The organism is Streptomyces sp. SCL15-4 (assembly GCF_033366695.1).
In the GTDB taxonomy this organism is placed as follows: Bacteria; Actinomycetota; Actinomycetes; order Streptomycetales; family Streptomycetaceae; genus Streptomyces.
Genome location: NZ_JAOBTQ010000001.1, coordinates 8,045,319 through 8,065,577, shown reverse-complemented (window position 1 = coordinate 8,065,577; position 20,259 = coordinate 8,045,319). Strand labels below are relative to the sequence as shown.

General features: G+C 72.8%; 18 protein-coding genes, 1 pseudogene and 1 riboswitch. Of the genes and pseudogenes, 6 read left to right on the top strand and 13 right to left on the bottom strand.

Annotated elements, in window-relative coordinates; all coding sequences use genetic code 11:
• Positions 1-2: 2 nt before the first annotated feature.
• Together SCK26_RS38110 and SCK26_RS36320 are read right to left on the bottom strand one after the other, a co-directional pair.
• Positions 3-527, bottom strand: a pseudogene (locus tag SCK26_RS38110) (hypothetical protein); the annotation flags it as partial.
• A gap of 234 nt (positions 528-761) precedes the next feature.
• The gene (locus tag SCK26_RS36320; RefSeq protein WP_318206171.1) at positions 762-1,685 is read right to left on the bottom strand and encodes a LysR family transcriptional regulator; all 924 of its coding nucleotides are present in this window, start codon (positions 1,683-1,685) and stop codon (positions 762-764) included.
• Between the two features lie 120 nt (positions 1,686-1,805).
• On the opposite strand from SCK26_RS36320, the gene SCK26_RS36315 reads away from it, so the two are divergent.
• Positions 1,806-2,741 carry an alpha/beta fold hydrolase gene (locus tag SCK26_RS36315; RefSeq protein WP_318205638.1) on the top strand — a complete coding sequence of 312 codons (936 nt, stop codon included), beginning with the start codon at positions 1,806-1,808 and terminating at the stop codon, positions 2,739-2,741.
• Positions 2,742-2,937: 196 nt separating this feature from the next.
• Here SCK26_RS36315 and SCK26_RS36310 read toward each other — a convergent pair whose 3' ends face one another.
• Positions 2,938-4,464 carry an alpha/beta hydrolase domain-containing protein gene (locus SCK26_RS36310; protein ID WP_318205637.1) on the bottom strand — a complete coding sequence of 509 codons (1,527 nt, stop codon included), beginning with the start codon at positions 4,462-4,464 and terminating at the stop codon, positions 2,938-2,940.
• A 239-nt stretch (positions 4,465-4,703) separates the two neighbouring features.
• On the opposite strand from SCK26_RS36310, the gene SCK26_RS36305 reads away from it, so the two are divergent.
• Positions 4,704-5,684: a dipeptidase gene (locus SCK26_RS36305; protein WP_318205636.1), complete on the top strand. Its 981-nt coding sequence runs from the start codon at positions 4,704-4,706 to the stop codon at positions 5,682-5,684.
• A gap of 56 nt (positions 5,685-5,740) precedes the next feature.
• Here the strand turns inward: SCK26_RS36305 and SCK26_RS36300 are convergent, their stop codons facing one another.
• The gene (locus SCK26_RS36300) at positions 5,741-6,196 is read right to left on the bottom strand and encodes a MarR family winged helix-turn-helix transcriptional regulator (RefSeq protein WP_318205635.1); all 456 of its coding nucleotides are present in this window, start codon (positions 6,194-6,196) and stop codon (positions 5,741-5,743) included.
• Positions 6,197-6,468: 272 nt separating this feature from the next.
• On the opposite strand from SCK26_RS36300, the gene SCK26_RS36295 reads away from it, so the two are divergent.
• Positions 6,469-8,001: an MFS transporter gene (locus SCK26_RS36295; RefSeq protein WP_318205634.1), complete on the top strand. Its 1,533-nt coding sequence runs from the start codon at positions 6,469-6,471 to the stop codon at positions 7,999-8,001.
• A 227-nt stretch (positions 8,002-8,228) separates the two neighbouring features.
• Positions 8,229-9,068 carry an SDR family NAD(P)-dependent oxidoreductase gene (locus SCK26_RS36290; protein ID WP_318205633.1) on the top strand — a complete coding sequence of 280 codons (840 nt, stop codon included), beginning with the start codon at positions 8,229-8,231 and terminating at the stop codon, positions 9,066-9,068.
• 275 nt (positions 9,069-9,343) lie between these two features.
• On the opposite strand, the gene SCK26_RS36285 is transcribed toward SCK26_RS36290, so the two are convergent.
• Entirely contained in the window at positions 9,344-10,639 is a 1,296-nt protein-coding gene (locus tag SCK26_RS36285) for a PHB depolymerase family esterase (protein ID WP_318205632.1), read from the bottom strand.
• 248 nt (positions 10,640-10,887) lie between these two features.
• Here SCK26_RS36285 and SCK26_RS36280 point away from each other — a divergent pair, with 248 nt between their 5' ends.
• Together SCK26_RS36280 and SCK26_RS36275 are read left to right on the top strand one after the other, a co-directional pair.
• Complete coding sequence (locus SCK26_RS36280; RefSeq protein WP_318206170.1) at positions 10,888-12,243, top strand: endo-1,4-beta-xylanase; 1,356 nt, start codon at positions 10,888-10,890, stop codon at positions 12,241-12,243.
• A 132-nt stretch (positions 12,244-12,375) separates the two neighbouring features.
• A complete protein-coding gene (locus SCK26_RS36275) occupies positions 12,376-12,732 on the top strand; it encodes a hypothetical protein (protein WP_318205631.1) in 357 nt (118 codons plus the stop codon).
• A 120-nt stretch (positions 12,733-12,852) separates the two neighbouring features.
• Here SCK26_RS36275 and SCK26_RS36270 read toward each other — a convergent pair whose 3' ends face one another.
• From SCK26_RS36270 to SCK26_RS36235, 8 genes are all read right to left on the bottom strand, one after another.
• Complete coding sequence (locus tag SCK26_RS36270) at positions 12,853-13,857, bottom strand: ABC transporter substrate-binding protein (RefSeq protein WP_318205630.1); 1,005 nt, start codon at positions 13,855-13,857, stop codon at positions 12,853-12,855.
• A gap of 8 nt (positions 13,858-13,865) precedes the next feature.
• Positions 13,866-14,633: an ABC transporter ATP-binding protein gene (locus SCK26_RS36265; RefSeq protein WP_318205629.1), complete on the bottom strand. Its 768-nt coding sequence runs from the start codon at positions 14,631-14,633 to the stop codon at positions 13,866-13,868.
• Positions 14,634-14,635: 2 nt separating this feature from the next.
• Entirely contained in the window at positions 14,636-15,691 is a 1,056-nt protein-coding gene (locus SCK26_RS36260; RefSeq protein WP_318205628.1) for an iron ABC transporter permease, read from the bottom strand.
• Between the two features lie 107 nt (positions 15,692-15,798).
• A riboswitch (cobalamin riboswitch) is annotated at positions 15,799-15,934 on the bottom strand.
• Positions 15,935-15,994: 60 nt separating this feature from the next.
• Entirely contained in the window at positions 15,995-16,657 is a 663-nt protein-coding gene (locus SCK26_RS36255; RefSeq protein ID WP_318205627.1) for a DUF4232 domain-containing protein, read from the bottom strand.
• A gap of 14 nt (positions 16,658-16,671) precedes the next feature.
• Positions 16,672-17,172 (bottom strand): MaoC family dehydratase, encoded by a 501-nt coding sequence (locus SCK26_RS36250; protein ID WP_318205626.1) that lies wholly within the window; start codon positions 17,170-17,172, stop codon positions 16,672-16,674.
• Between the two features lie 40 nt (positions 17,173-17,212).
• Positions 17,213-18,187: a hypothetical protein gene (locus tag SCK26_RS36245; protein ID WP_318205625.1), complete on the bottom strand. Its 975-nt coding sequence runs from the start codon at positions 18,185-18,187 to the stop codon at positions 17,213-17,215.
• A 356-nt stretch (positions 18,188-18,543) separates the two neighbouring features.
• Entirely contained in the window at positions 18,544-19,395 is an 852-nt protein-coding gene (locus tag SCK26_RS36240; protein WP_318205624.1) for an alpha/beta hydrolase, read from the bottom strand.
• 42 nt (positions 19,396-19,437) lie between these two features.
• A complete protein-coding gene (locus tag SCK26_RS36235; protein ID WP_318205623.1) occupies positions 19,438-20,163 on the bottom strand; it encodes an alpha/beta hydrolase in 726 nt (241 codons plus the stop codon).
• Between the last annotated feature and the right edge of the window lie 96 nt (positions 20,164-20,259).

Below are 20,259 nucleotides of genomic sequence, written 5' to 3'. Positions count from 1 at the left end.
GTGGCCTCCGCTCGCGTGGTCGGGAACCACTGCATCTCCGGCAACGGCGCTGTGGTGGGGGCGAGTTCCAGGTAGGTCAGGTGGCGCAGGAACCGGCTGAAGACGGATGCGGCGGCCTTGCTGTCCGCCGGGGAGGGGCGGGTCGCGCTCATGGTGGCGTTGATCGTCTGCGCGCCCGCCTCGCCGTCGCCGAGGTCGACCCGCAGATAGCGGGCGACGCGTTCGGCGCCGTACTGCACCACCGCTTCGCCGATCAGGGCGCCGATGTGGTTGCAGAAGCCGCCGCGGGCGCCGCCGCAGGGGCGGTTGTTGTTGGTGCTGCACGCGTAGGCGTACGTCCCGGCGGCGACCGAGGAGACGTAGACCCGCTCGATGGCCGAGCCGCTGGAGACGACGCCCTGGAGGCGTCCGTCGGCCAGTTCCACGAACGGCACCTTGGCGAGCTTGCGCGGCCGGGCGGGCGGGATCACCCGCGCCGTGCTCGACCTCTCGAAGTCGGACAACGCACCATCTCCTTCGCAGCACAAGGGAAGTCCCAACGCCGGATCGGCGGGACATGGATCAAGTTAGCGGGACCCACTGACAACGCCCTTTCCGCGCGAGGCGGGCGGGTTCACCGCGGTCCGCCGACGCGCACGTCACCGCTGGAAGCCGCTGTGAAGCCCGGTTCGGTCGAGTGCCGGTTCACGCGGAGCGTCGTCGGTCGGCCGTGCGAGCACGAGTACCGCACGGGGTTCCTCCACAGTGCCGGGCCTCCCCGCTCACCCCGTCCGCCGGTCGAGCACCGCGTCGACGCCGGGGCAGTTCCTGCGGACCGTGGCGAGGAAGGCGCCCAGGACCGGTGAGGGGTCGCGGTCGGCGAAGGACAGGACCAGGTCGGGCAGTGCCGTGCGCGGGGTCACCTCGCAGAAGCGGATGCCCGGGCGGGAAGCCGACAGCATGCGGGAGGGGCCGAGGCCCACGCCGATTCCGCAGGCGGCCAGGCCGATGATCGTGTGCACGTCCCGGGCCACGGTCGCGCCGTCCAGCGCGGCGGTGTCCTCGCCGAGCAGGGCGCGCAGCGTGGCGGTGACCGCGGGCTCGTCCTCCCCGGCGGCCACGATCAGCGGCTGACGCCGCAACTGCTCCACACTCACCGATGCCTGGCCCGCGTAGGGGTGCGCGCTGCCGACGACGGCGATCAGGTGGTCGTGCCCGACCGGGGCGGACACCAGGTGCTCGGCCCCGGCGCCCCGGGGCGGTCCCAGGGTGACGGCGACGTCCAGCTCCCCGGCGACGAGGGCGGCGGTGCTGCGGCTGGACGCCATCTCGTGCAACTCCAGCCGCACGTCGGGCCGTTCGCGGCCGAACCGGCCCAGGACGTCCGGCAGCGGGTCGAGCAGCGCGGAGGCGATGAACCCCAGGCGCAGCCGGCCCGTCTCGCCGCGCGCCGCGCGTCCGGCGTCGACCGTGGCCGCCGCCATCTCCTTCAGCGCGCTCCGCGCCCGGGCGAGGAACGCCTCGCCCGCGGCGGTCGGGAACACGCCTTGGCGCGTACGGTCGAACAGCCGGGCCCCGGTCTCGCGTTCCAGGTCGGCGATCTGTTTGGACAGCGGGGGCTGCGCGATGCCCAGCGCGCGGGCCGCCCGGCCGAAGTGCCCGTGCTCGGCGAGGGCGAGCGCGTACCGCAGATGACGCGCCTCTATGACCACCATCCCCCTCGCACGGCACTCCCCGTATGCCTCTCCATACATACGAGGTATCGCCGCTCACCCTGCCATATATCCCACTGGATGACGCCGCCGTCCGGGGCTGGGATGGAAGCCATGACCCCCTTCGCGGGCAACGGCCCGTACGACGACCCGCACACCGCTGTGCGCCCCGACCCGAACGACACCGTCTTCGTCCTCGTCCACGGTGCCTGGCACGGCTCGTGGCAGTGGGCGGCGACGCAGCGGGCACTCACCGGTCTCGGCACCGTCGGCGTCGCCGTCGACCTGCCCGGGCACGGCTTCGACGCGCCCCTGCCCAGCGGATACCTGCTGCCCGGCCGGCCCGGACTGCCGACCGAGAGATCACGGCTCGCCGACGTGACGATGGACGACTGCGCCGAGGCCGTCCTGGACGCACTGCGCCGGGTCCGCCGCTACGGCCGTGTCGTGCTCGTCGCCCACAGCGCGGGCGGCGGCCCCGCGTCGCTGGCCGCCGAGCGCGCGCCCGAGCTGGTCGACCGCATCGTGTACCTCTCCGCGTTCGTCCCCGCCGGCCGGTCCTGGTTCTCCGACTACCTCGGCGCTCCCGAGAACGCCACCGCGCGGGGACACGGCCTCACGCTCGGCGATCCCGAGGCGCTGGGCGCCGTACGGATCGACCCTCTCTCGCCCGATCCCGCGTACGTCGAGGAGCTGCGGCAGACCCACTACCACGACACACCCGCCGACCGGTTCGACCGCTGGCGCTCCGCCCTCAGTCCCGACCTGCCGCTGGCCGTCGTGACGGCCCCGGTCGCCCTGACCCCGGCGCGGTGGGGCCGCATCCCGCGGACGTTCCTGCGCTGCGCCGACGACCGGGCGCTGCCGGCGGCCGTACAGGACCTGATGATCACGGAGGCCGACCGGGCCATGCCGGAGAAGCCGTTCACCGTCCGTACCCTGCCCGGCAGTCACAGCCCGTTCGCCGCCCGGCCACGGGAACTCGCCGAGGCGCTGGAGCAGGATGCGCGCGAAGATCACTCGGTGTGCGCGATGCGCGCATACCGCTGATCCGCCGTCCGTCTCCCTTGCCGCGCCCCGCCCCGCTCTTCCGGGGAGGGGCGCGGTGCCGCGCCGGGGACCGCGTGTCCGGCGGCGCGCCGAAGGTCCGGCCGGCAAGACGCCGACCGGCCGGACCTCGCTGCCCGCGCTGTCTCGCCACGGTCTGCCCGGGACGCCCGGTGCGCAGGCGGCGCCGGCCGGCGGATCAGCCGCCGATGCCCGAGTCCTGCGCGGCGGCGATGACGGCCGTCGCGTCCTCCGGCAGCAGGTAGCCGGCGGCGACGGACGTCCGCGCGGCCGCGCGCACCTTGGTCACGTAGTCGGCGTGGGTGGGGTAGAGCCGGCTGAGCACCGGTTCCGCGGTGACCGGGAAGGACGGGTCGGACGGGTCGCCGTCGTCGTGCCGGTCCCAGGCGTCGGCGCCGCCGTTCCACGGGTCACGGGCGCCGTACAGGCCGCAGAAGACACCGCTGCCGGTGGTGTCGCGCAGACCGGTGAGCGTACGGGTGGGCACCGTGACGTCCGGCAGACGGACACCGCCGGTGGCCAGGCCGGTGGCCGGGTCACGCAGGACGGTGCTCAGCGGCTGACCGCTCGGCGGCCGCGCGCCGCCGCGCGCCCAGTCGGCCAGGTGACGCAGCGCCGCGTTCATCGCCCAGTGGCCGGGTCCGTCGTTGAAGGGGGCCGAACCGGCGGCGCAGTCGGCCGACGGCGCGGCGGAGCCCGCCGACTTCTGCACGGTCGGGTTGCCGAGGTCGAAGGCCCACTGGTCACCGTGCGCGGTGCCGGCCAGTTCCCAGTGCACGACGCTGTCGGTGTCCGGCTGCCGGGCGATCGCGGCGCCCGGCACGTCGGTCTCGGTGAGGACGACGAACGTCGGCACCGACAGGTCGGTCCTGATCCGGGACGGGTTCGGCATCAGCAGGGTGTCGGCGAGCACGCCGCTGATCGGCGAGGCGATCGCGCTGTTGCTGTGCACCATGAAGCCGTCGTAGACCCCGGACACCGGCTGGACGGCGTTGACGTACGTCGTCATGAAGCCCGCCGACTGCGACTCGCCGTCGGCGAGCAGCGTACGGACCTGGAGCCCGCCGAGCGGGTCGGCCCCGTTCGGGGTGCGCAGCGCCTGGCCCGCCTGGGAGAAGATGTCGTAGGCGAAGGCGTCGCCGGGATGGACCAGACTGCCGTACCGCGCCGGGTCCCAGCCCTTCAGGCCCTTGATCTCGCCCAGCCCGCCGTTGACCCCGACGGCCTGCGCCGAGACGCCGACCCAGGCGTAGCCCTGGCGCAGCAGCTCGTCCCGCTCGAACCAGTAGTCCGGGGAGAGGTCGAGCTGGCCGCTGACGTTGAGCCACTCCACGACCACCGTGCCGTTGAACTGGGCCGGGTCGGCGGGGCGGCGCACCAGCAGGCGGCTCTTGTACGCGGCGGTGCCGGACGCGCGGACGTTCCACCGGCCGTCCGAGGTCCACAGGCCGGACTTGGCGTACGACGTGGCGGTGCCCGAGATGAAGTACTCGCTCTCGGTGTAGCCGAACGAGCCGAGGTCCTCCGCCGCGGCGAGGAACGGGAAGCCGTGGGTGCCGTCGGGCGGAACGGTGACCGCGGGGCTCGCGACCGCGGCGGGCGAGGCCGCGGCCGGGGCCGTCAGCGGAGTGCCGAGGAGGCCGCCGCAGAGCAGCGCCCCCAGCGCGGCGGCGGTGACGGACCGCCGGGATAACCGAGCAAGCATGCGCACGGGTTGCCTCCGTGAATGCGTGGACCAATGGGTTGAGACCGCAGTCTCGGTGAACCGTGGCGGGCTGCCATCGGCGAATCCACCGGTGTTCCGGGAGCGGGGTCCGGTGACCGCCGAACCCTCCGCGCGGTGTGGCCGGTCTCCTCGTCAAGGATCATGAAGTTCCAGGCGTGAGGTCGTACGCGCCCCCTCCTCGCGGCCTGGGCACGGCGGCGCCTGGGCACGCTCTCCCCATGACGGAAGAAGGATCAGGACCGCGCGGCCCGTCCCTGCTGTGGGAGCAGCATTGCTGCCTGCCGTTGCGGCGGCACGCGGACGTCGGCGAGCTGGCCCGCTACCGCAGGCCGGGAGGCAGCTTCGTGTCGGTGAACGCGGGTTACGTTCCGCACAGCGCCGACGACGTCACCGGCCTGATCACGAGCTGGCGGGAGCGGATCGCCGCCGATCACCGCTTGCGGCCGGCCGGGAGACTCGACGACATCGAGGCCGCCGCGCGGGAAGGGAACGTGGCAGTGGCGTTCGACCTGGAGGATTCCGGTCCGCTCGCGGGACGGCTGGACCGGGTGCGCCGGTTCTACGATCTCGGTGTCCGCACGATGCTGCCGAGCTACAACAACCGCAACGCCGCCGGCGGGGGCTGCCTGGACGAGGTCGACGAGGGGCTCACCGCCTATGGCCGGGCACTGGTGCGGGAGATGAACGCCGTCGGCATGGTGGCGGACGGATCACACTGCGGCGCCCGTACGGGGCTGGACATGTGCGAGGTCTCCGAACAGCCGGTGATCTACAGCCACTCCTGCATGCGCTCGCTGTGGGACCATCCCCGCAACATCACCGACGAGCAGGCCATGGCGTGCGCTGCCACGGGCGGGGTCATCGGCATCACCGGTGTCGGGATCTTCCTCGGCCCCAACGACGCCGGCGTCGACGCGCTCGTACGGCACATCGACTACGCCGTCGAACTCGTCGGCCACGAACACGTCGGAGTATCGACCGACTACCCGTTCGACCACGACGACTTCAACGCGATGCTGGAGCAGAGCCCGGAGCTGTTCCCCGACTCGTACACCCGCTGGGGGCCGATCGACTTCATGCCCCCGGAAGAGCTGCCGACCGTCGAGAACGCGCTGCTCGCCCGCGGATATCCCGACGACGCGGTCACCGCGATCCTCGGCGGCAACTTCCGCCGCGTCGCCGCACAGGTGTGGCAGTAGTCACCGGACGACGTATCCGTACGGCCGGCCACCGCCGTGCCGGGCGCCGTCGCCGTCTACGCTCTCGCCGACGGCGTGGTCCAGGCCGCGACCGATGCCGGGGAAGCAGAGCCGCGCGCCAGGTGCAGGGTGAGCAGGGCCTCGGTCAGCGCCTCGGCGGAGGTCTCGTCCAGGGGAGCGAGGAAGTCGCGTTCCACCCGCTCGCGGACCTCTTCCGCCTCGCCCAGGCAGGTCCGGCCGGCCTGGGTGAGCGTCACCACGTTCCGGCGCCGGTCACGCTCGCTGCGGTGGCGCTCGACGTACCCCTTGTCCTCCAGCGAGTCGATGACGCCGACCATCGTGGTGCGGTCGACACCGAGCAGGGCCGCGATCTCCAGCTGGGACGGCTGCTCCGGTGAGGCGCCGATCACCGCCAGCACGCCGAGTTCGCGCGGGACGAGACGGAAAGGCGCGAGCGCCGTGTCCAGTTCCGCGGCCAGCGCCACGTAGGCGTGCTTCAGGAGATATCCCAATCGCCGGGAAATTACTTCCGGAGGACGCTCTTCCTTCATACGAGACAGCGTACACTTCACTGACCGTCAGCCTGACCAACGATCTGCTTCAATGACCGATCATTGGTCCGTTCGGGCTACCGGTGAACGGGACACCCGGTATCACCGAGGGTCCGCGCAGTACGCACCGGACCGCGCTCTTTGGGGCGGGGCGCCTCATCGACGTGGCGCCCCACCGCATCCGCGCGGACCACGCACGCCACCATCACGAGCAAGGAAGTGACGTTCACGTCATGAGTGACTCGCCCCCGGCCGAGACCATACGCACGGCTTCGGCCTCCACCGCGCACGGCGCCGCCGACGCTCCCGACCCCCGCCGCTGGTGGGGCCTGGTCGTCATCGCCCTGGCGCAGTTGATGGTGGTCCTCGACGCGACCATCGTGAACATCGCGCTGCCGTCCGCGCAGAAAGCCCTCGGCATGACCGACGGCAACCGCCAGTGGGTCATCACGGCCTACACCCTCGCCTTCGGCGGCCTGCTGCTGCTCGGCGGCCGCATCGCCGACCTGGTCGGCCGCAAGCGCACCTTCGTCATCGGCCTCATCGGCTTCGCCGTCGCCTCCGCGATCGGCGGCGCGGCCGGAAGCCCCGGCATGCTCTTCGGGGCCCGGGCCCTGCAGGGCGTGTTCGGAGCCGTCCTCGCGCCCTCCGCGCTCTCCCTGATGACCACCACGTTCACCGACCCGCGCGAGCGCGGGAAGGCGTTCGGCATCTACGGCGCCATCGCCGGCGCGGGCGCCGCGATCGGCCTGCTGCTGGGCGGCATCCTCACCTCGTACGCGAACTGGCGCTGGTGCCTGTACGTGAACATCCCGATCGCGGCCGTCGCGGTGATCGGCGCCCTCGTGCTGCTGCACGACCGCCCGGGCCACCGCGAGGCCAGGCTGGACATTCCCGGCGTGATCCTGGGCTGCGGCGGACTGGTCGCCGTGGTCTACGGCTTCTCGGAGGCCGAGCCTCGCGGCTGGAGCGACAGTCTGGTGGTCGGCCTGCTGATCGGCGGCGTGGTCCTGCTGGCGGCGTTCGTGTTCTGGCAGAGCAAGGCCAAGCACCCGCTGCTGCCGCTGCGCATCCTCGCCGACCGCAACCGCGCGGGCTGCTTCCTGACCATGGGGCTCGCCACGATCGGCATGTTCGGTCTCTTCCTGTTCATGACCTACTACTTCCAGGGCATCCTCGGCTACAGCCCGGTCAGGAGCGGTCTGGCGTTCCTGCCGATGTCCGTGATGATCATCCTGGGCTCCACGCAGATCTCCGCCCGGCTGCTGCCCCGTACGCCTCCGCGCCTGCTGATGGTGCCCGGCATGCTGCTCGCCGCGTCGGGCCTCGCGCTGCTCACCCAGCTCGGCGTGGACTCCGCGTACGCCACGCATGTCCTGCCCGCCGAGCTGCTGCTCGGCCTCGGCATGGGCCTCACCTTCATGCCGGTCTTCTCCACCGCGACCCACGGGGTCCGGCCGCAGGACGCCGGAGTGACCTCCGCGATGGTCAACACCTCGCAGCAGGTGGGCGGTTCGCTCGGCACGGCGCTGCTGAACACCATCGCCACCTCGGCGACGAGCACGTACGTCGGCCAGCACCTGACCAACCCCGCGCAGAAGGCCCAGGTGCTGCGCGAGGGCATCGTGCACGGCTACACGCACGCCATCTGGTGGGGCGTGGCCGCGATGCTGCTCGCCGCGGTGGCCTCCGGCATCCTGGTCGTCGCCCGGCCGACCGGCCACGGCCGGGGCGGCGCGCCGGCGGGTGCTGCCGCCGCGCACTGATTCCGACACCGCTTCCCTCGCGCCCCGCCCCGGCACCGCCGCGGCGGGGCGCCGGCGTGTGCCCCCACGCGCAACGCGCCGCACCGCGCCCGGCGCCGAGACTTCGACCGTTACGGACCGGGCCGGCACGACGTGCCGGGTGAAGGCCGCCACCGGGGTTTCGCCGGGACCGCGGTGGGACACCCGGCGGTCGCGGGCGGCGCGATCGCCGAGCGAAGGGGGCCGCCATGACGTACGACGGCACAGCAGGCCGGGCCGTGGTGACCGGGGCGTCGTCGGGAATCGGTGCGGAGTACGCCGCCCGGCTGGCCGGCCGAGGCGCGGACCTGGTGCTGGTGGCCCGGCGTGCCGAGCGGCTCGACGTCTTGGCGGAACGACTGCGGAAGGAGACCGGGGCCGCGGTGGAGGTGATGGTGGCCGACCTGGCCGCGTCCGCGGATCTGGTGCGGGTCGCGGAGCGGGTCGCCGCCGAGGACGTGACGCTGCTGGTGAACAACGCCGGGATCAACGGGTACGGGCCCTTCACCGAGGTCGGTACCGCCCTGCTCGGCAAGGTGATCGACGTGAATGTCGTGGCGCCGACGGTGCTCGCTCGCGCCGCCCTGCCCGGCATGCTGGCGCGCGGCCGTGGCGCGGTCGTCAATGTCGCCTCGCTGCTCGCGTTCGCCGGCGCCCTGCCACCCGGTCCCCTCCCCCACCGGGCCGTGTACGGAGGTACCAAGGGGTACATCGTGACGTTCACCAGGACGCTCGCCGCCGAACTGGCCGGCACACCGGTGCGCGTCCAGGTCGCCTGCCCAGGACTCACCGCCACCGAGTTCCACCTCGGCACGGGTGAGGCTCCCGTACCCGGCGAGGCGCGGGTTCACGAGGACGGTGGCATGCCGGCGGCCGATGTCGTCACCGCGTCCCTCGATGCCCTGGAGTCCGGCGAGGTCGTGTGCGTGCCCGGCCTGTCCGACCCCGCAGCGGTGACCCGGCTGGCCGACGCGGAACTCGCCCTGCGCGCCGGCTCCGGTACCGATACGGCCCTCCGCCACCGCGCCGTGGACCAAGCTCGCGAATGAACCGGTGAAGCCCGCCTCGGTGCGGGAGCAGCAGGAGGCGGTCCGGTCACGGCGGCGACTCCCGGTGCCGCGGTGACGAGGACGGCGCGGAATGCGCGATCCGGTGGACGTGCCGGCGCCTGTCGGATCTCCGGTCCTCCGGGACCGGCACTCCGCCGCGCCGGCGCCGTCGACGTCCGGAGACGGCGACCCGCCTCTATCAGCCTGGCGGGCACCGAAGCAGGCGGGTGACGAACGGATGCGTCGTCACCCGCCGTTCCGGTCGTGGACGCGAGTCAGCCCGTCGCGCAGGCGGCTCCGTTGAGGCTGAAGGATGCCGGGGCGGAGGTGTCGCCGGTGTGCGTGGCCTGGAAGCCGAGGGTGGTCGAGGCGCCCGGGGCCAGGGTGGCGTTGTAGGTGGCGTTCCGCGCGGTGACGGTGCCGCTGGACGGCGAGAACTGGGCGTTCCAGCCGGAGGTGATGGTCTGTCCGGCCGGCAGGGGGAACGTCAGCGCCCATCCGTCGACCGGCGTGGTGCCGGTGTTGGTCACGGTGATCGCGGCCGTCAGCCCGGTGTTCCAGGTGCTGTTCGTGTACGTCACCCGGCAGGCGCCGGCCGGCGGGGTGGGCGGGTCGGTCGGCGGCGGGGTGGTCGTGGAGTCCAGTCCGAAGAAGGAGATGGCGCGGGCGGCCATGCCCGCGGCCGGCAGCGTGTGACCGGTGCCCTGAATGCTGATGGCCTCGACGGGCGCCTGGGTGCCGGTGCCGCCGTAGCGGGTGCGGGTCCAGGTGGACTGCGGGTGGTCGGTGGACGCGGGCGTCTGGCTCACGCCGAGGACGTTGGTCCACTGCTTGATCTCTTCGCCGAAGTTCGGGTAGCGCAGCGTGGTGTCCTCGGTGCCGTGCCACAGCTGCATCCGGGGCCGGGGCCCGCTGTAGCCCGGGTAGGCGCCGCGCACCAGGTCGCCCCACTGCTGCGGTGTCTTCGTCACGGTTCCGTTGGCGCAGGCGCTGTTCCAGCCGGAGCCGTCGGTCGTGGCGAAGCAGCCGAAGGGCACGCCCGAGAAGGCGGCCCCGGCCTTGAAGACGTCGGGGTAGTCGCCGAGCAGAACGTTGGTCATCATCGCGCCCGACGAGGCTCCGGTGACGTAGACGCGGTCCGGGTCGGCGCCGTAGTGCTGCTCGGCGTAGGTGACCATCGACATGATGCCGACGGGGTCGCTGCCGCCGCCGCGCTTGAGCGCCTGCGGCGACGAGACGTCGAAGCAGCCGCCGCTGCGGGTCACCGACGGGTAGACGACCAGGAAGCCGTACCGGTCGGCCAGCGAGGCGAACTCGGTGCCGGAGTAGAAGGCCGGGCCGGAACCGGTGCAGTAGTGCACGGCCACCAGGACCGCGGGACGGGCGGGTGCGCTGTCCGGGCGGTAGACGTACATGCGCAGGTTGCTCGGATTGGCGCCGAAACCGGTGACCTCCGTCAGGGAGGCCGCGTGGGCGGCCGGCGCGGACAGGGTCAGCGCGGCCAGCAGCGGCGCCAGGACCGCGAGCAAGGCGGTCAGCAGGGACCGTGGCCCCGGCCTTCTACGGATCATGTCATCGCCCCTCGGTTCGAAACATTCGGACATCTTTCGGGAACGTGCCGCGTCACGTTAAAGGCACCGGAGAGCGACGTCAACCACTATCACCAGAGCCCAACTCGCCATTGCGCCCTGCAAGGTGGACCTCCGGCCGACTCCCCGAAAAGTCGCGCGAACCGTTGACCAGCGTCACTTCAGTTCGTAATCTGCCCGTCACATTCGGCCATAGATACGAAAGTTTCGATGAAGGAGCTGGCATGATCATGCCCAGATCGCTGCCCAGACGGGCCGCCGGGGCGTTCGCGTCCGCGCTGCTCGCCGCGACGACACTGACGGCCCTGGCGCACAGCGCCACCGCCGCCGACGGCACCCTCGGTTCCGCGGCGGCCGCGAAGGGCCGCTACTTCGGTACCGCGGTCGCGGCGAACCATCTCGGCGAGTCCGCCTACTCCGGCACGCTGGACCGCGAGTTCAACGCGGTGACGCCGGAGAACGAGATGAAGTGGGACGCCACCGAGTCCACCCGGAACACCTTCACCTTCGGCGCCGCCGACCAGATCGTCAGCCACGCGCAGGGCAAGGGCATGAAGGTCCGCGGGCACACGCTGGTGTGGCATTCCCAGCTGCCCTCCTGGGTCTCCGGTCTGGGCGCCGGCGACCTCCGCACGGCGATGAACAACCACATCACCCAGGTCATGCAGCACTACAAGGGCAAGATCTACGCCTGGGACGTGGTCAACGAGGCGTTCCAGGACGGCTCCAGCGGCGCCCGGCGCAGCTCGCCCTTCCAGGACAAGCTCGGCAACGGCTTCATCGAGGAGGCCTTCCGCACCGCCCGGTCCGTCGATCCCGACGCCAAGCTCTGCTACAACGACTACAACACCGACGGCGTCAACGCGAAGAGCAACGCGGTCTACGACATGGTCAAGGACTTCAAGGCCCGCGGTGTGCCGATCGACTGCGTGGGCTTCCAGTCCCACTTCAACAGCGCCTCCCCGGTCCCGTCCGACTACCAGGCCAACCTGCAGCGCTTCGCCGACCTCGGCGTGGACGTGCAGATCACCGAGCTGGACATCGAGGGCTCCGGCACCGCACAGGCCAACAACTACGCCAATGTCGTCAAGGCCTGCCTGGCCGTCACGCGCTGCACCGGCCTGACCGTGTGGGGCATCACCGACAAGTACTCCTGGCGCAGCAGCGGCACCCCGCTGCTGTTCGACTCCAACTACGCGCAGAAGCCCGCGTACGCCGCCGTCCTGACCACGCTCGGCGGTACCGGGGGCGGTGACGGCGGCGGTGGCAACGGCGGTGACCCGGCGGCGGCGTGCACCATCGCCTACGCCCGCACCTCCGACTGGAACGACGGCTACAACGGCGAGGTCACCGTGACGGCCGGTGCCGCGCCGATCACGGGCTGGACCGTGACCCTCACCTTCCCCTCCGGGCAGAAGGTGTCCGCGCTGTGGAACGGCAGCCCGACCTGGAACGGCGACGTCGCGACGGTGCGCTCCACCTACAACGGCAACCTCGCGGCGGGCGCCTCGACCAGCTTCGGCTTCACGGTCATGAAGAACGGCAGCTCGACCGCTCCGACGCTCGGGACCTGCACGGCGTCCTGACCACCGGTCCCGTCCGGCCGTCGCCCCCTCCCGCGGAACCCGGCGACGGCCGTCACGGCGTCCTCGGCGGTCGGCCGGCTCGGGGGCCGGTCAGTACAGGGCGTCGCCCATGAGGGATGTGCCGCCTGTGACGTGGGCGCGGATCGAGGCCGGGTACTCCTGGGGGCTGACGCGCCCGTCGCCGTCGCGGTCCGGGGCGTCGAAGGCCGCTCCGGCGAGGTGGCCCAGGAGCCGCTGCGTTTCTCGCTGCTGCCCGCCGACGTGTGCCTGCCGGACCTCGCCGGGGTGCGCTGTGCCCCGCCGGCCGAGCCCGCACCGCTGTACACCCGGTCGCTGCTGTGGCGCGCCGGTGACGGGCATTCGGGTCTGCGCCGCCGCACCGCCGCCTGCGCCGCGCGAGCGGGGCACGGCCGCTGGCTGGAGTACGACCCGGCCCGCGACCGGCTGCCCGAGCCGCCCGGCACCGCGTGGGCGCGGCAGCTCCGGTGACACCCGGTGCGGGTACGGCCGACAGGGCCGATGCCTTCTTCAGCGGCTCTTCGGCGGCCGAAGAGGCCGGGGCTCGTGTCGGCCGGCGTGGCGCGGTCGCGGACGGCTGACTCCGCCGCGTCACCGGCCGGTCCGCACGGTTCGCAGGTAGGCGCCGAGCCGGGTGATCGCCGACGGGTTGCGGGGGCTTTCGACCAGGTCGGCGTAGTCCAGGGAGATGATCCTCCGGTGCCTGACGGCGGAGACGTTCCGCAGCGGGGCGTAGGAGAGCAGGAACTTCTTCTTCTGCTCCGCGCTGACGTCGCCGTAGTCGCAGATGACGATGACGTCCGGGTTCCGCCGCACGACGGTCTCCCAGCCGACCGTGGTCCAGGAGTCCGCGAGGTCGTGCATGACGTTCACGCCGCCGGCCTCGGTGATGATCTGTTCCGGAGCGGCGTAGCGGCCGGAGGTGAAGGGCGTGTCCCGGCCGCTGTCGTAGAGGAAGACCGAAGGACGGTCGGAGCCCTTCGGCGCCTTGTCCCGCACGTCCGCGATCTGCTTCTTGAAGTCGGCGATCAGCCCGGCCGCGCGCTTCTCGACGCCGAAGAGTTCGCCGAGGTTGGCGAGGTCGGTGTACAGGGCGTCCACCGGCGGCATGATGCCGCGGGAGGTCTTCGAACGGCCGTTGCGGCAGGACTCGGTGAGGATGTACGAGGGAATGCCGAGCTTCTCCAGGGCATCGGGCGTGAAGCCGCCGTCCTCGCGGAAGCCGTAGTTCCAGCCGGCGAAGACGAGGTCGGCGCGGGCGTCGAGGACGTTCTCCTTGGTGAGCTGGTCCTTGGACAGCCACGTGACCTTGTCGTAGCCGTCCTTCCAGGGCACACCGCGCAGGTCTCCCTTGTCGTCGGGCATGGCGAAGCCGGCCATGCGGTCTTCCAGGCCCAGGGCGAACATCAGCTCCGTGATGCCGACGTCGTTGGTGACGACCCGCTCGGGGACCTTGTCGTACGTCACCCGGCGGCCGCAGTTGGTGAGGGTCACCGACGGCGGGTGTTCCGCGTCCCGTGACGGCTCCACCGTGGCGCCGCATCCGGTGGCGGTCGCGGCGAGGCAGAGAGCGGTGGCGAGGAGTCGCTTGCGCATGGCGTCCTTCAGGTGGCGGGCGGTAGCAGGTCGAACAGGAGCTGGACGGCGTCCGTCCCGGGGTGCCGGACGGCGTGGGCCCGGACACCGAACACCTCGGCCAGCAGAGCCGGCCGGAGGACGTCGTGAGGCGGTCCGGAGGCGACGATCCGGCCGCCGTCGAGGACGTACAGGACGTCGCAATGAGCCGCCGCCAGGTTGAGGTCGTGCAGGGCGGCCAGCACGGTCAGGCCGCTGTCGCGGACCAGGGACAGGACTTCCAACTGGTGCGCGATGTCCAGGTGGTTGGTGGGTTCGTCGAGGATCAGGATCCGGGGTTGCTGGGCGAGGGCGCGCGCGATGAGGACGCGTTGTTTCTCGCCGCCGGACAAGCCGGGGAAGCCGCGGTCGGCGAGATGGGCGACGCCGGTGCGTTCCATGGCCCGGGTGAGGATCTCCCGGTCCGAGGCGGCCGTGCGGCCCCGGTGCGGCAGCCGGCCCATGGCGACCACCTCGGTGACGGTGAAGTCGAACTCGGCCGAGTACTCCTGCGGCAGCGCGGCCAGCGCCCGGGCGGCGGCCCGTGGGTCCATGGCGTACAGGTCGTCGCCGTCCAGCCGTACCGCTCCCCCGGACGGCCGCAGCGCCCGGTACAGAGAGCGCAGCAGGGTCGACTTGCCGCTGCCGTTGGGGCCGACGAGCCCGACGAACGCCCCGCTGCCCACGGTGAGGTCGATGTGCTCGACCAGGCGGGTTCCGGCGGCCTCGATCGTGACGTCGTCGATGTCGAGTCGCATGCTCAGCGGCCTCCGAACGCGTAGCCGCCCCGCCGCATCAGCAGCAGGAACGCGGGAACGCCGACGACCGCGGTGATCACTCCGACCGGCAGCTCGGCCGGGGCGAACAGCAGCCGGGACAGTACGTCGGCCCACACCAGCAGCACGGCCCCCGCGAGCGGCGCGACGGCCAGCACCCGCCGGTGGTCGGCGCCGACCAGCATCCGTGCCACGTGCGGCACCATGAGCCCGACGAATCCGATGGCCCCGCTGACCGCCACCACCGTCCCGGTCACGGCCGCGGTGACGAGGAACAGCTCCCGGCGCAGCCGGGCCGGTACGGCGCCGAGCGCGGCCGCGGTCTCGTCGCCCATGGCGAGCGCGTTGAGCGACTCGGCCCGCCGGCGCAGCCAGGCCCAGCCGGCCGCCACGGTGATCGCGGCGAGCGGCACCTGCGCCCAGGTGGCACCGCCCAGGCTGCCCAGCAGCCACATCATCGCCGACCTGGCGGCCTCGCCCCGGGCCGCGCCGAACACCATGACCGTGGTGACGGCCTCGAAGCCGTACGCCAGCGCCGTACCGGTGAGGATCAGCCGCAGCGGCGTCAGGCCCCGCGGTGAGCGGGCCACCGCGTATACGAGCGCCATGGCCGCGAGTGCGGAGACGAAGGCCGAGGCGGACAGCGCCCACACCCCGAGTCCGGCGAACGCGCCGAGGAGGATCACGGCGTTGGCGCCCACCGCCGCGCCCGAGGAGACGCCGAGGACGAAGGGGTCGGCCAGCGCGTTGCGCACCAGTGCCTGCACGGCCACGCCGACGGTCGCGAGGCCCGCTCCGGCCACGGCGCCGAGCAGCACCCGCGGCAGCCGGATCTCCCAGACGATGGTGTAAGCGGCCGCGTCGCTCGCGCGCACGCCACCGCCGGTGAGCCCGGCCCACAGGAAGCGCGCCGCCTCCGCCCAGCCGACGTCGGCCGCACCGAGCTTGACACCGCCCACGAGGGACAACAGCAGCACCAGCGCCAGGGACAGGCTGAGCGGCGGCACGGGTATGCGGCTGGGAGCCGTACTTCGGCGCACGGGTGGGCCGTCCTTCACACGGGCCGCCGGCTGGACGTCGAGCAGGAGCAGCCCGCGCGGCCGTACCCGGCCGGGCGATCCCCTCTCGCAGTCCACGGCGAGCAGTCAACGGGTCGGTACGCCCCCGCAGGCGATCGGGCTCGCACGGCGACCGGTGGATCCGGTGCCGTGCACACCGTTGCGGGTCAGCGCCGGACTCTCACCGGACTTCCCCCACGGGAGGCAAGGGCAGCCTAACAAACGGTCCCCGGCGGCTCTTTCGGCCCCCGGGTCCGCCGTCTCGTGCCGCTGTGTGTCCCCGGGTCAGGCGCCCTCGCCCGGTCGCAGAGGGCTCACCCGGGGCACGGACGCCTTGCCCGTGTCGGAGACCTCGCCGCCCGTCCAGCGGACCGGGATCGGGGCCGTCTCGTCGGGCGGCGTGACGAGGACGGTCGCCGGTGTCACGGTGGTGACGCCGGTGCTCGCCGGACGGGCGTACGTCATCGCCGACCAGGCGCCGGCTCCGGGGGCCGGCGTCACGGTCCGCCTCTTCTCGCCGGTGGCCCGCTCGGGGTCCGGGGTGACCGCCTCGCCCGCGCCGTCGACGAACGCCACGCCGGGGAAGCCGGACACCGTGCAGGTGCCGCGGGAGACGTTGGTCAGGACGATGGCGAAGTCCGCCTGCCCGGCGCCGGGATGGTCGGCCCCGATGGACGCCCTCAGGTCGGCGGTGTGGCAGCGGCCTGTCGTCGCCGGTGCGGCGGACCCTGGTGACGCGGTGCCGTCGCCGGGCGACGGTGTCGGTGCGGCGTCACGGGCGCCGGACGGGCCGTTGCCGGAAGGTGCCGGGCCGGCGGTCCTCGCCGGTGCCGAGGGGCCGGGCCCGCTCGGGCCGTCCTGCGCGGTGCCGTCCGTGCTCCGGTCCGTGCAGCCGGCCAGTACGGCGCAGCCGAGGAGCACGCCGGGAAGGAGGATGCGGCGCGTCATGTCTCTTCCCGGGGTCACCGGCGCCGCAGCAGGTACTTGTGCTGACCGGACAGCACGAGTTCGCCGCGCTGGTTGTGGACGGTGGCGGACGTGGTCACCACTCCGTCGTCGCCCCGGGGCTCCAGGGCGGTGATGGTGAGGGCCGGGTAGAGGGTGTCCCCGGAGTGCACTTCGGCCAGGAAGGCGCAGGAGAGTTCGAGGAAGCTGACGAACACCTCGCCGATGAAGTGCGGGAACAGGGTGGCGCCGGGGGCGGTGAAGGCGAGGACCTGCAGGCCGTGCACCACCGGCGCCGAGTGGCCGTGTCTGCGTGCCCATTCGGCGTCGTAGTGCACCGGGTGGTTGTCCGCGGAGACGGTCTGGAAGGCGGCGGCGTGGGCGTCCGTCAGGGTGCGGCTGGGCGCCCGGAAGACCTCGCCGACGCGCAGGTCCTCGAACGTCCTGGCCGGCACCACGTGGAAGGCGTCGGGATCGAACGCCGCCGGTGCCGCCGGGGTGGTGTGGGGCTGTGTCATCGGAGTTTCCTCTCGTGGGGGCGGGGTGGCGTCGGCCGGCCTATCGGCGCGGGGCGACGGGGGCGGCCAGGAGGTTGGGGTCGTCGTCGGTGAAGTAGGCGCCGCTGGCGATGTAGGCGGTGGTGCCCCGTACGGCGAGCGAAGTCGGGTTCTCCAGTCCGTCGGCGCCGGTGAGCACCACCCGGTGCCGGCCGCCGGGCCGGACCAGGGCGATCTCGTTGTCCGCGTTGATCGCGGCGAGGAGGGTGTCGCCGTGGCCGGTGAACGCGAAGTCGTCGATGCCGGCCAGGCCGGTCGCCCGGGTCTCGACGCGGCCGGCCGTCCCCTGCCGGGTGACCGGGAAGCGGAGCACGGTGCCCCGGTCCAGGTTGGACACCCAGACCGCGCCGTGGTGGACCTTGATGCCGTTGGCTCCGAGGAATCCCGCGGCGGCCAGTTCGGGTGCGGCGGCCCAGCGGGTGGGCGTGCCTCCGGTGACGGGCACCCGCCAGACGGTGCCGAGGACCGAGTCGGCGACGTACAGCCGGTGTTCGTGGCGGTCGAGGGCCAGGCCGTTGGGCAGGCCGTCGGCCGGGAGTGCGGCGATGCGCTGCGGGGTGCCGCCGGGGCGCAGGCGCCACAGGCCGGTCAGATCGCTGCTTCCGGTGGCGTACAGGAAGTACAGCGTTCCGTCGTGGGCGCGGACGATACCGCCGAGGAAGGGTGAGGTGAGGGCGGGGGTGGTGGAGCCGGCCGGCGGTTCGGGCAGGGTGGCCAGGACGCGGACCGTGCCGTCGGGGCTGATACGGGCGATCCGGCGGCTGTAGGCGAAGGTGACGACGGCGCTGCCACCGGGTTCCAGGGTGATGTTCTCCGGTCGCTGTCCGGTGGTGATGTCCAGGTGGGCCACGACGCGCACGTCCGGCCGGGTGCCGGCGGTCGCCGTGGTCGCGGGGCCGGCGGCCGTCACGGCGAGGGCTGCCGCCACGGCGGAGGCCAGGAGACCGGTGCGCGTCCTTGCGAGGAATGGGGGCATGGGATCTGCCTTCTGCATCAGGTGATGTGCGGGTGGTGTGCCGGGTTCGGCCGGCGGACCTCTGTCGCGGCTCGCCGGTGCCGGAGCAGGCCGGTCGGAGGTCGTCGGGTCGTCGGACTCGTCCGGGGCCGCCGGTCAGGGGCCTGTCTGATGAAGCCCGCGCACGGCGTGGGGACCTCGGGCGCTCCGCCCGGAGAACGCGGTCGGAGAGGTCCTCTCCGGCCGTCGGCCTCGCCGCACGGCGCCAGGCGTCGTCCTCGGGCACACGGCGGGCCTCCTGGCCGACGGAGGACGTCGTGGCGCAGGACGTCGGGCGTGCCGGACGTCCTGCGCGTCGTGGACTCCGCCGGCCGCGGTCAGTGTCCGGGGCGAACGGAGCGGGCGGCGCTCAGGATCAGGTCGGTCACGGGCCCGGGGTCGCTCACGGACACCGCGTGCGGAGCGCGGACGGCGACGGTGCGGGCGCGGGCACGCTCGGCCATCCAGCGCTCGGCGGCCGGCGGGATGTTGCGGTCCTCGGTCGCCACGAGGTACCAGCTGGGGATCGTCTTCCACGCGGCGGCGGTGGCGGGTTCCCGGAGCGCGGCGAGGGCGATCGGCCGCTGTCCCGCGGCCATGACCTGGGCGGTTCGGACGGGGACGCCGGCCGCGAACTGCCGGCGGAACAGGTCCTTTTTGATGACCAGTTCCTCGCCCTGTCCGCCGCCGGGCAGCGGGTAGTACTGGGTGACGGTGGCCTGTCCCAGGGTGCTCCCGGGGAATCTGTCGGTGAGCTGGAGCGCGCTCTCCCCGACCTCGGGTACGAAGGCGGCGACGTAGACGAGCGCCTTGACGTGCGGGGCGTCGGCCGCGGCCTGGCTGATGACCGCTCCGCCGTAGGAGTGGCCCACCAGCACGACCGGACCGGTGACGCTGTCGAGGACACTGCGGATGTAGGCGGCGTCGCTCGCCAGTCCGCGCAGCGGCAGGGCCGGCGCCAGCACGCGGTGGCCGCGCCGCTGGAGGCGCTCGACGACTCCGCTCCAGCTGGAGGCGTCGGCGAACGCGCCGTGGATCAGGACCACGGTGGGTGTGTCCGGGCGCGCGTGCGGTCTGCCCGTGTCATGGGCCGTCGCCGGCGCGGAGTACGCGGCGCCCGCGGTGCCCAGCGCGGCGGCGCCGGCCAGGAGGGACGCGGTCACGGTACGGCGTGAGATCGGTGCGTTCATGGGTGGCTCTCTGTGAAAGGGGCGGGCTCGGCAGCCGGTGTCTCAGGCGGAGGTGGCCCGGACGGCTTCCTCGATCAGGTCGACGACGCGCTCGGGGTGGGAGAGCATCACCAGGTGGGAGGAGTCGACCTCGACGGTGGTCATGCCGGCCCGCTGGTAGCCGTAGCGCTCCACGTCCGGGTTGATGGTGTGGTCGGACGAGGCGACCAGGCCCCAGGAGGGCTTGGTCCGCCAGGCGGCGGCCGGTGCCGCGTCGGCGAACGCCTGGGCGGCGAGGGGGCGTTGGGAGACGGCGAGGACCTCGGCGAGGCGGACGTCGACGTCGGCGGCGAAGATGGCCGGGAACCGGTCGGGCCGGACCGACACGTCGGTGCCGTTCTCGGTCGAGCCCTCGATGGGGAAGGGCGTGTAGACGAGGGCGGCGGCGAGGTCGGAGTCCGGGAAGCGGCCCTGGAGTTCGCCGAGGCTCTCGCCCTTCTCCAGGGCGTAACCCGCGAGGTAGACCAGTGCCTCGACGTTGTCCTCGGTCCCGGCGACCGTGATGACGGCGCCGCCGTAGGAGTGGCCCACCAGGACGACGGGGCCGGGTATCTGGCGGACGATCGAGGCGACGTAGGCGGCGTCACCGATCAGGCTGCGGTTGGGGACGGCCGGGGCGACCACGTCCAGACCGCGGGCGAGGAGCCGGGGGATCACCTGGGCGTAGCTGGAGGCGTCGGCGAACGCGCCGTGGACGAGGACGACGGTCGGCTTGGGGGAACGGGACATGGGAGTGCTCTCTTTCGCAAGGCGTGGGCGGGGTGCGGGACGGCCTGCCGGCCGGGGCGGATCGCGGTGAGCGGGATGCCGCCGGTATGTGAGCGA

Bases quoted from the DNA above. Each gene is read 5' to 3' on its own strand.
- SCK26_RS36315 (WP_318205638.1), top strand. From the start codon at position 1,806: ATGACCCCCTTCGCGGGCAACGGCCCGTACGACGACCCGCACACCGCT.
- SCK26_RS36310 (WP_318205637.1), bottom strand. From the start codon at position 4,464: ATGCTTGCTCGGTTATCCCGGCGGTCCGTCACCGCCGCCGCGCTGGGG.
- SCK26_RS36305 (WP_318205636.1), top strand. From the start codon at position 4,704: ATGACGGAAGAAGGATCAGGACCGCGCGGCCCGTCCCTGCTGTGGGAG.
- SCK26_RS36295 (WP_318205634.1), top strand. From the start codon at position 6,469: ATGAGTGACTCGCCCCCGGCCGAGACCATACGCACGGCTTCGGCCTCC.
- SCK26_RS36290 (WP_318205633.1), top strand. From the start codon at position 8,229: ATGACGTACGACGGCACAGCAGGCCGGGCCGTGGTGACCGGGGCGTCG.
- SCK26_RS36285 (WP_318205632.1), bottom strand. From the start codon at position 10,639: ATGATCCGTAGAAGGCCGGGGCCACGGTCCCTGCTGACCGCCTTGCTC.
- SCK26_RS36280 (WP_318206170.1), top strand. From the start codon at position 10,888: ATGCCCAGATCGCTGCCCAGACGGGCCGCCGGGGCGTTCGCGTCCGCG.
- SCK26_RS36270 (WP_318205630.1), bottom strand. From the start codon at position 13,857: ATGCGCAAGCGACTCCTCGCCACCGCTCTCTGCCTCGCCGCGACCGCC.
- SCK26_RS36265 (WP_318205629.1), bottom strand. From the start codon at position 14,633: ATGCGACTCGACATCGACGACGTCACGATCGAGGCCGCCGGAACCCGC.
- SCK26_RS36255 (WP_318205627.1), bottom strand. From the start codon at position 16,657: ATGACGCGCCGCATCCTCCTTCCCGGCGTGCTCCTCGGCTGCGCCGTA.
- SCK26_RS36250 (WP_318205626.1), bottom strand. From the start codon at position 17,172: ATGACACAGCCCCACACCACCCCGGCGGCACCGGCGGCGTTCGATCCC.
- SCK26_RS36245 (WP_318205625.1), bottom strand. From the start codon at position 18,187: ATGCCCCCATTCCTCGCAAGGACGCGCACCGGTCTCCTGGCCTCCGCC.
- SCK26_RS36240 (WP_318205624.1), bottom strand. From the start codon at position 19,395: ATGAACGCACCGATCTCACGCCGTACCGTGACCGCGTCCCTCCTGGCC.
- SCK26_RS36235 (WP_318205623.1), bottom strand. From the start codon at position 20,163: ATGTCCCGTTCCCCCAAGCCGACCGTCGTCCTCGTCCACGGCGCGTTC.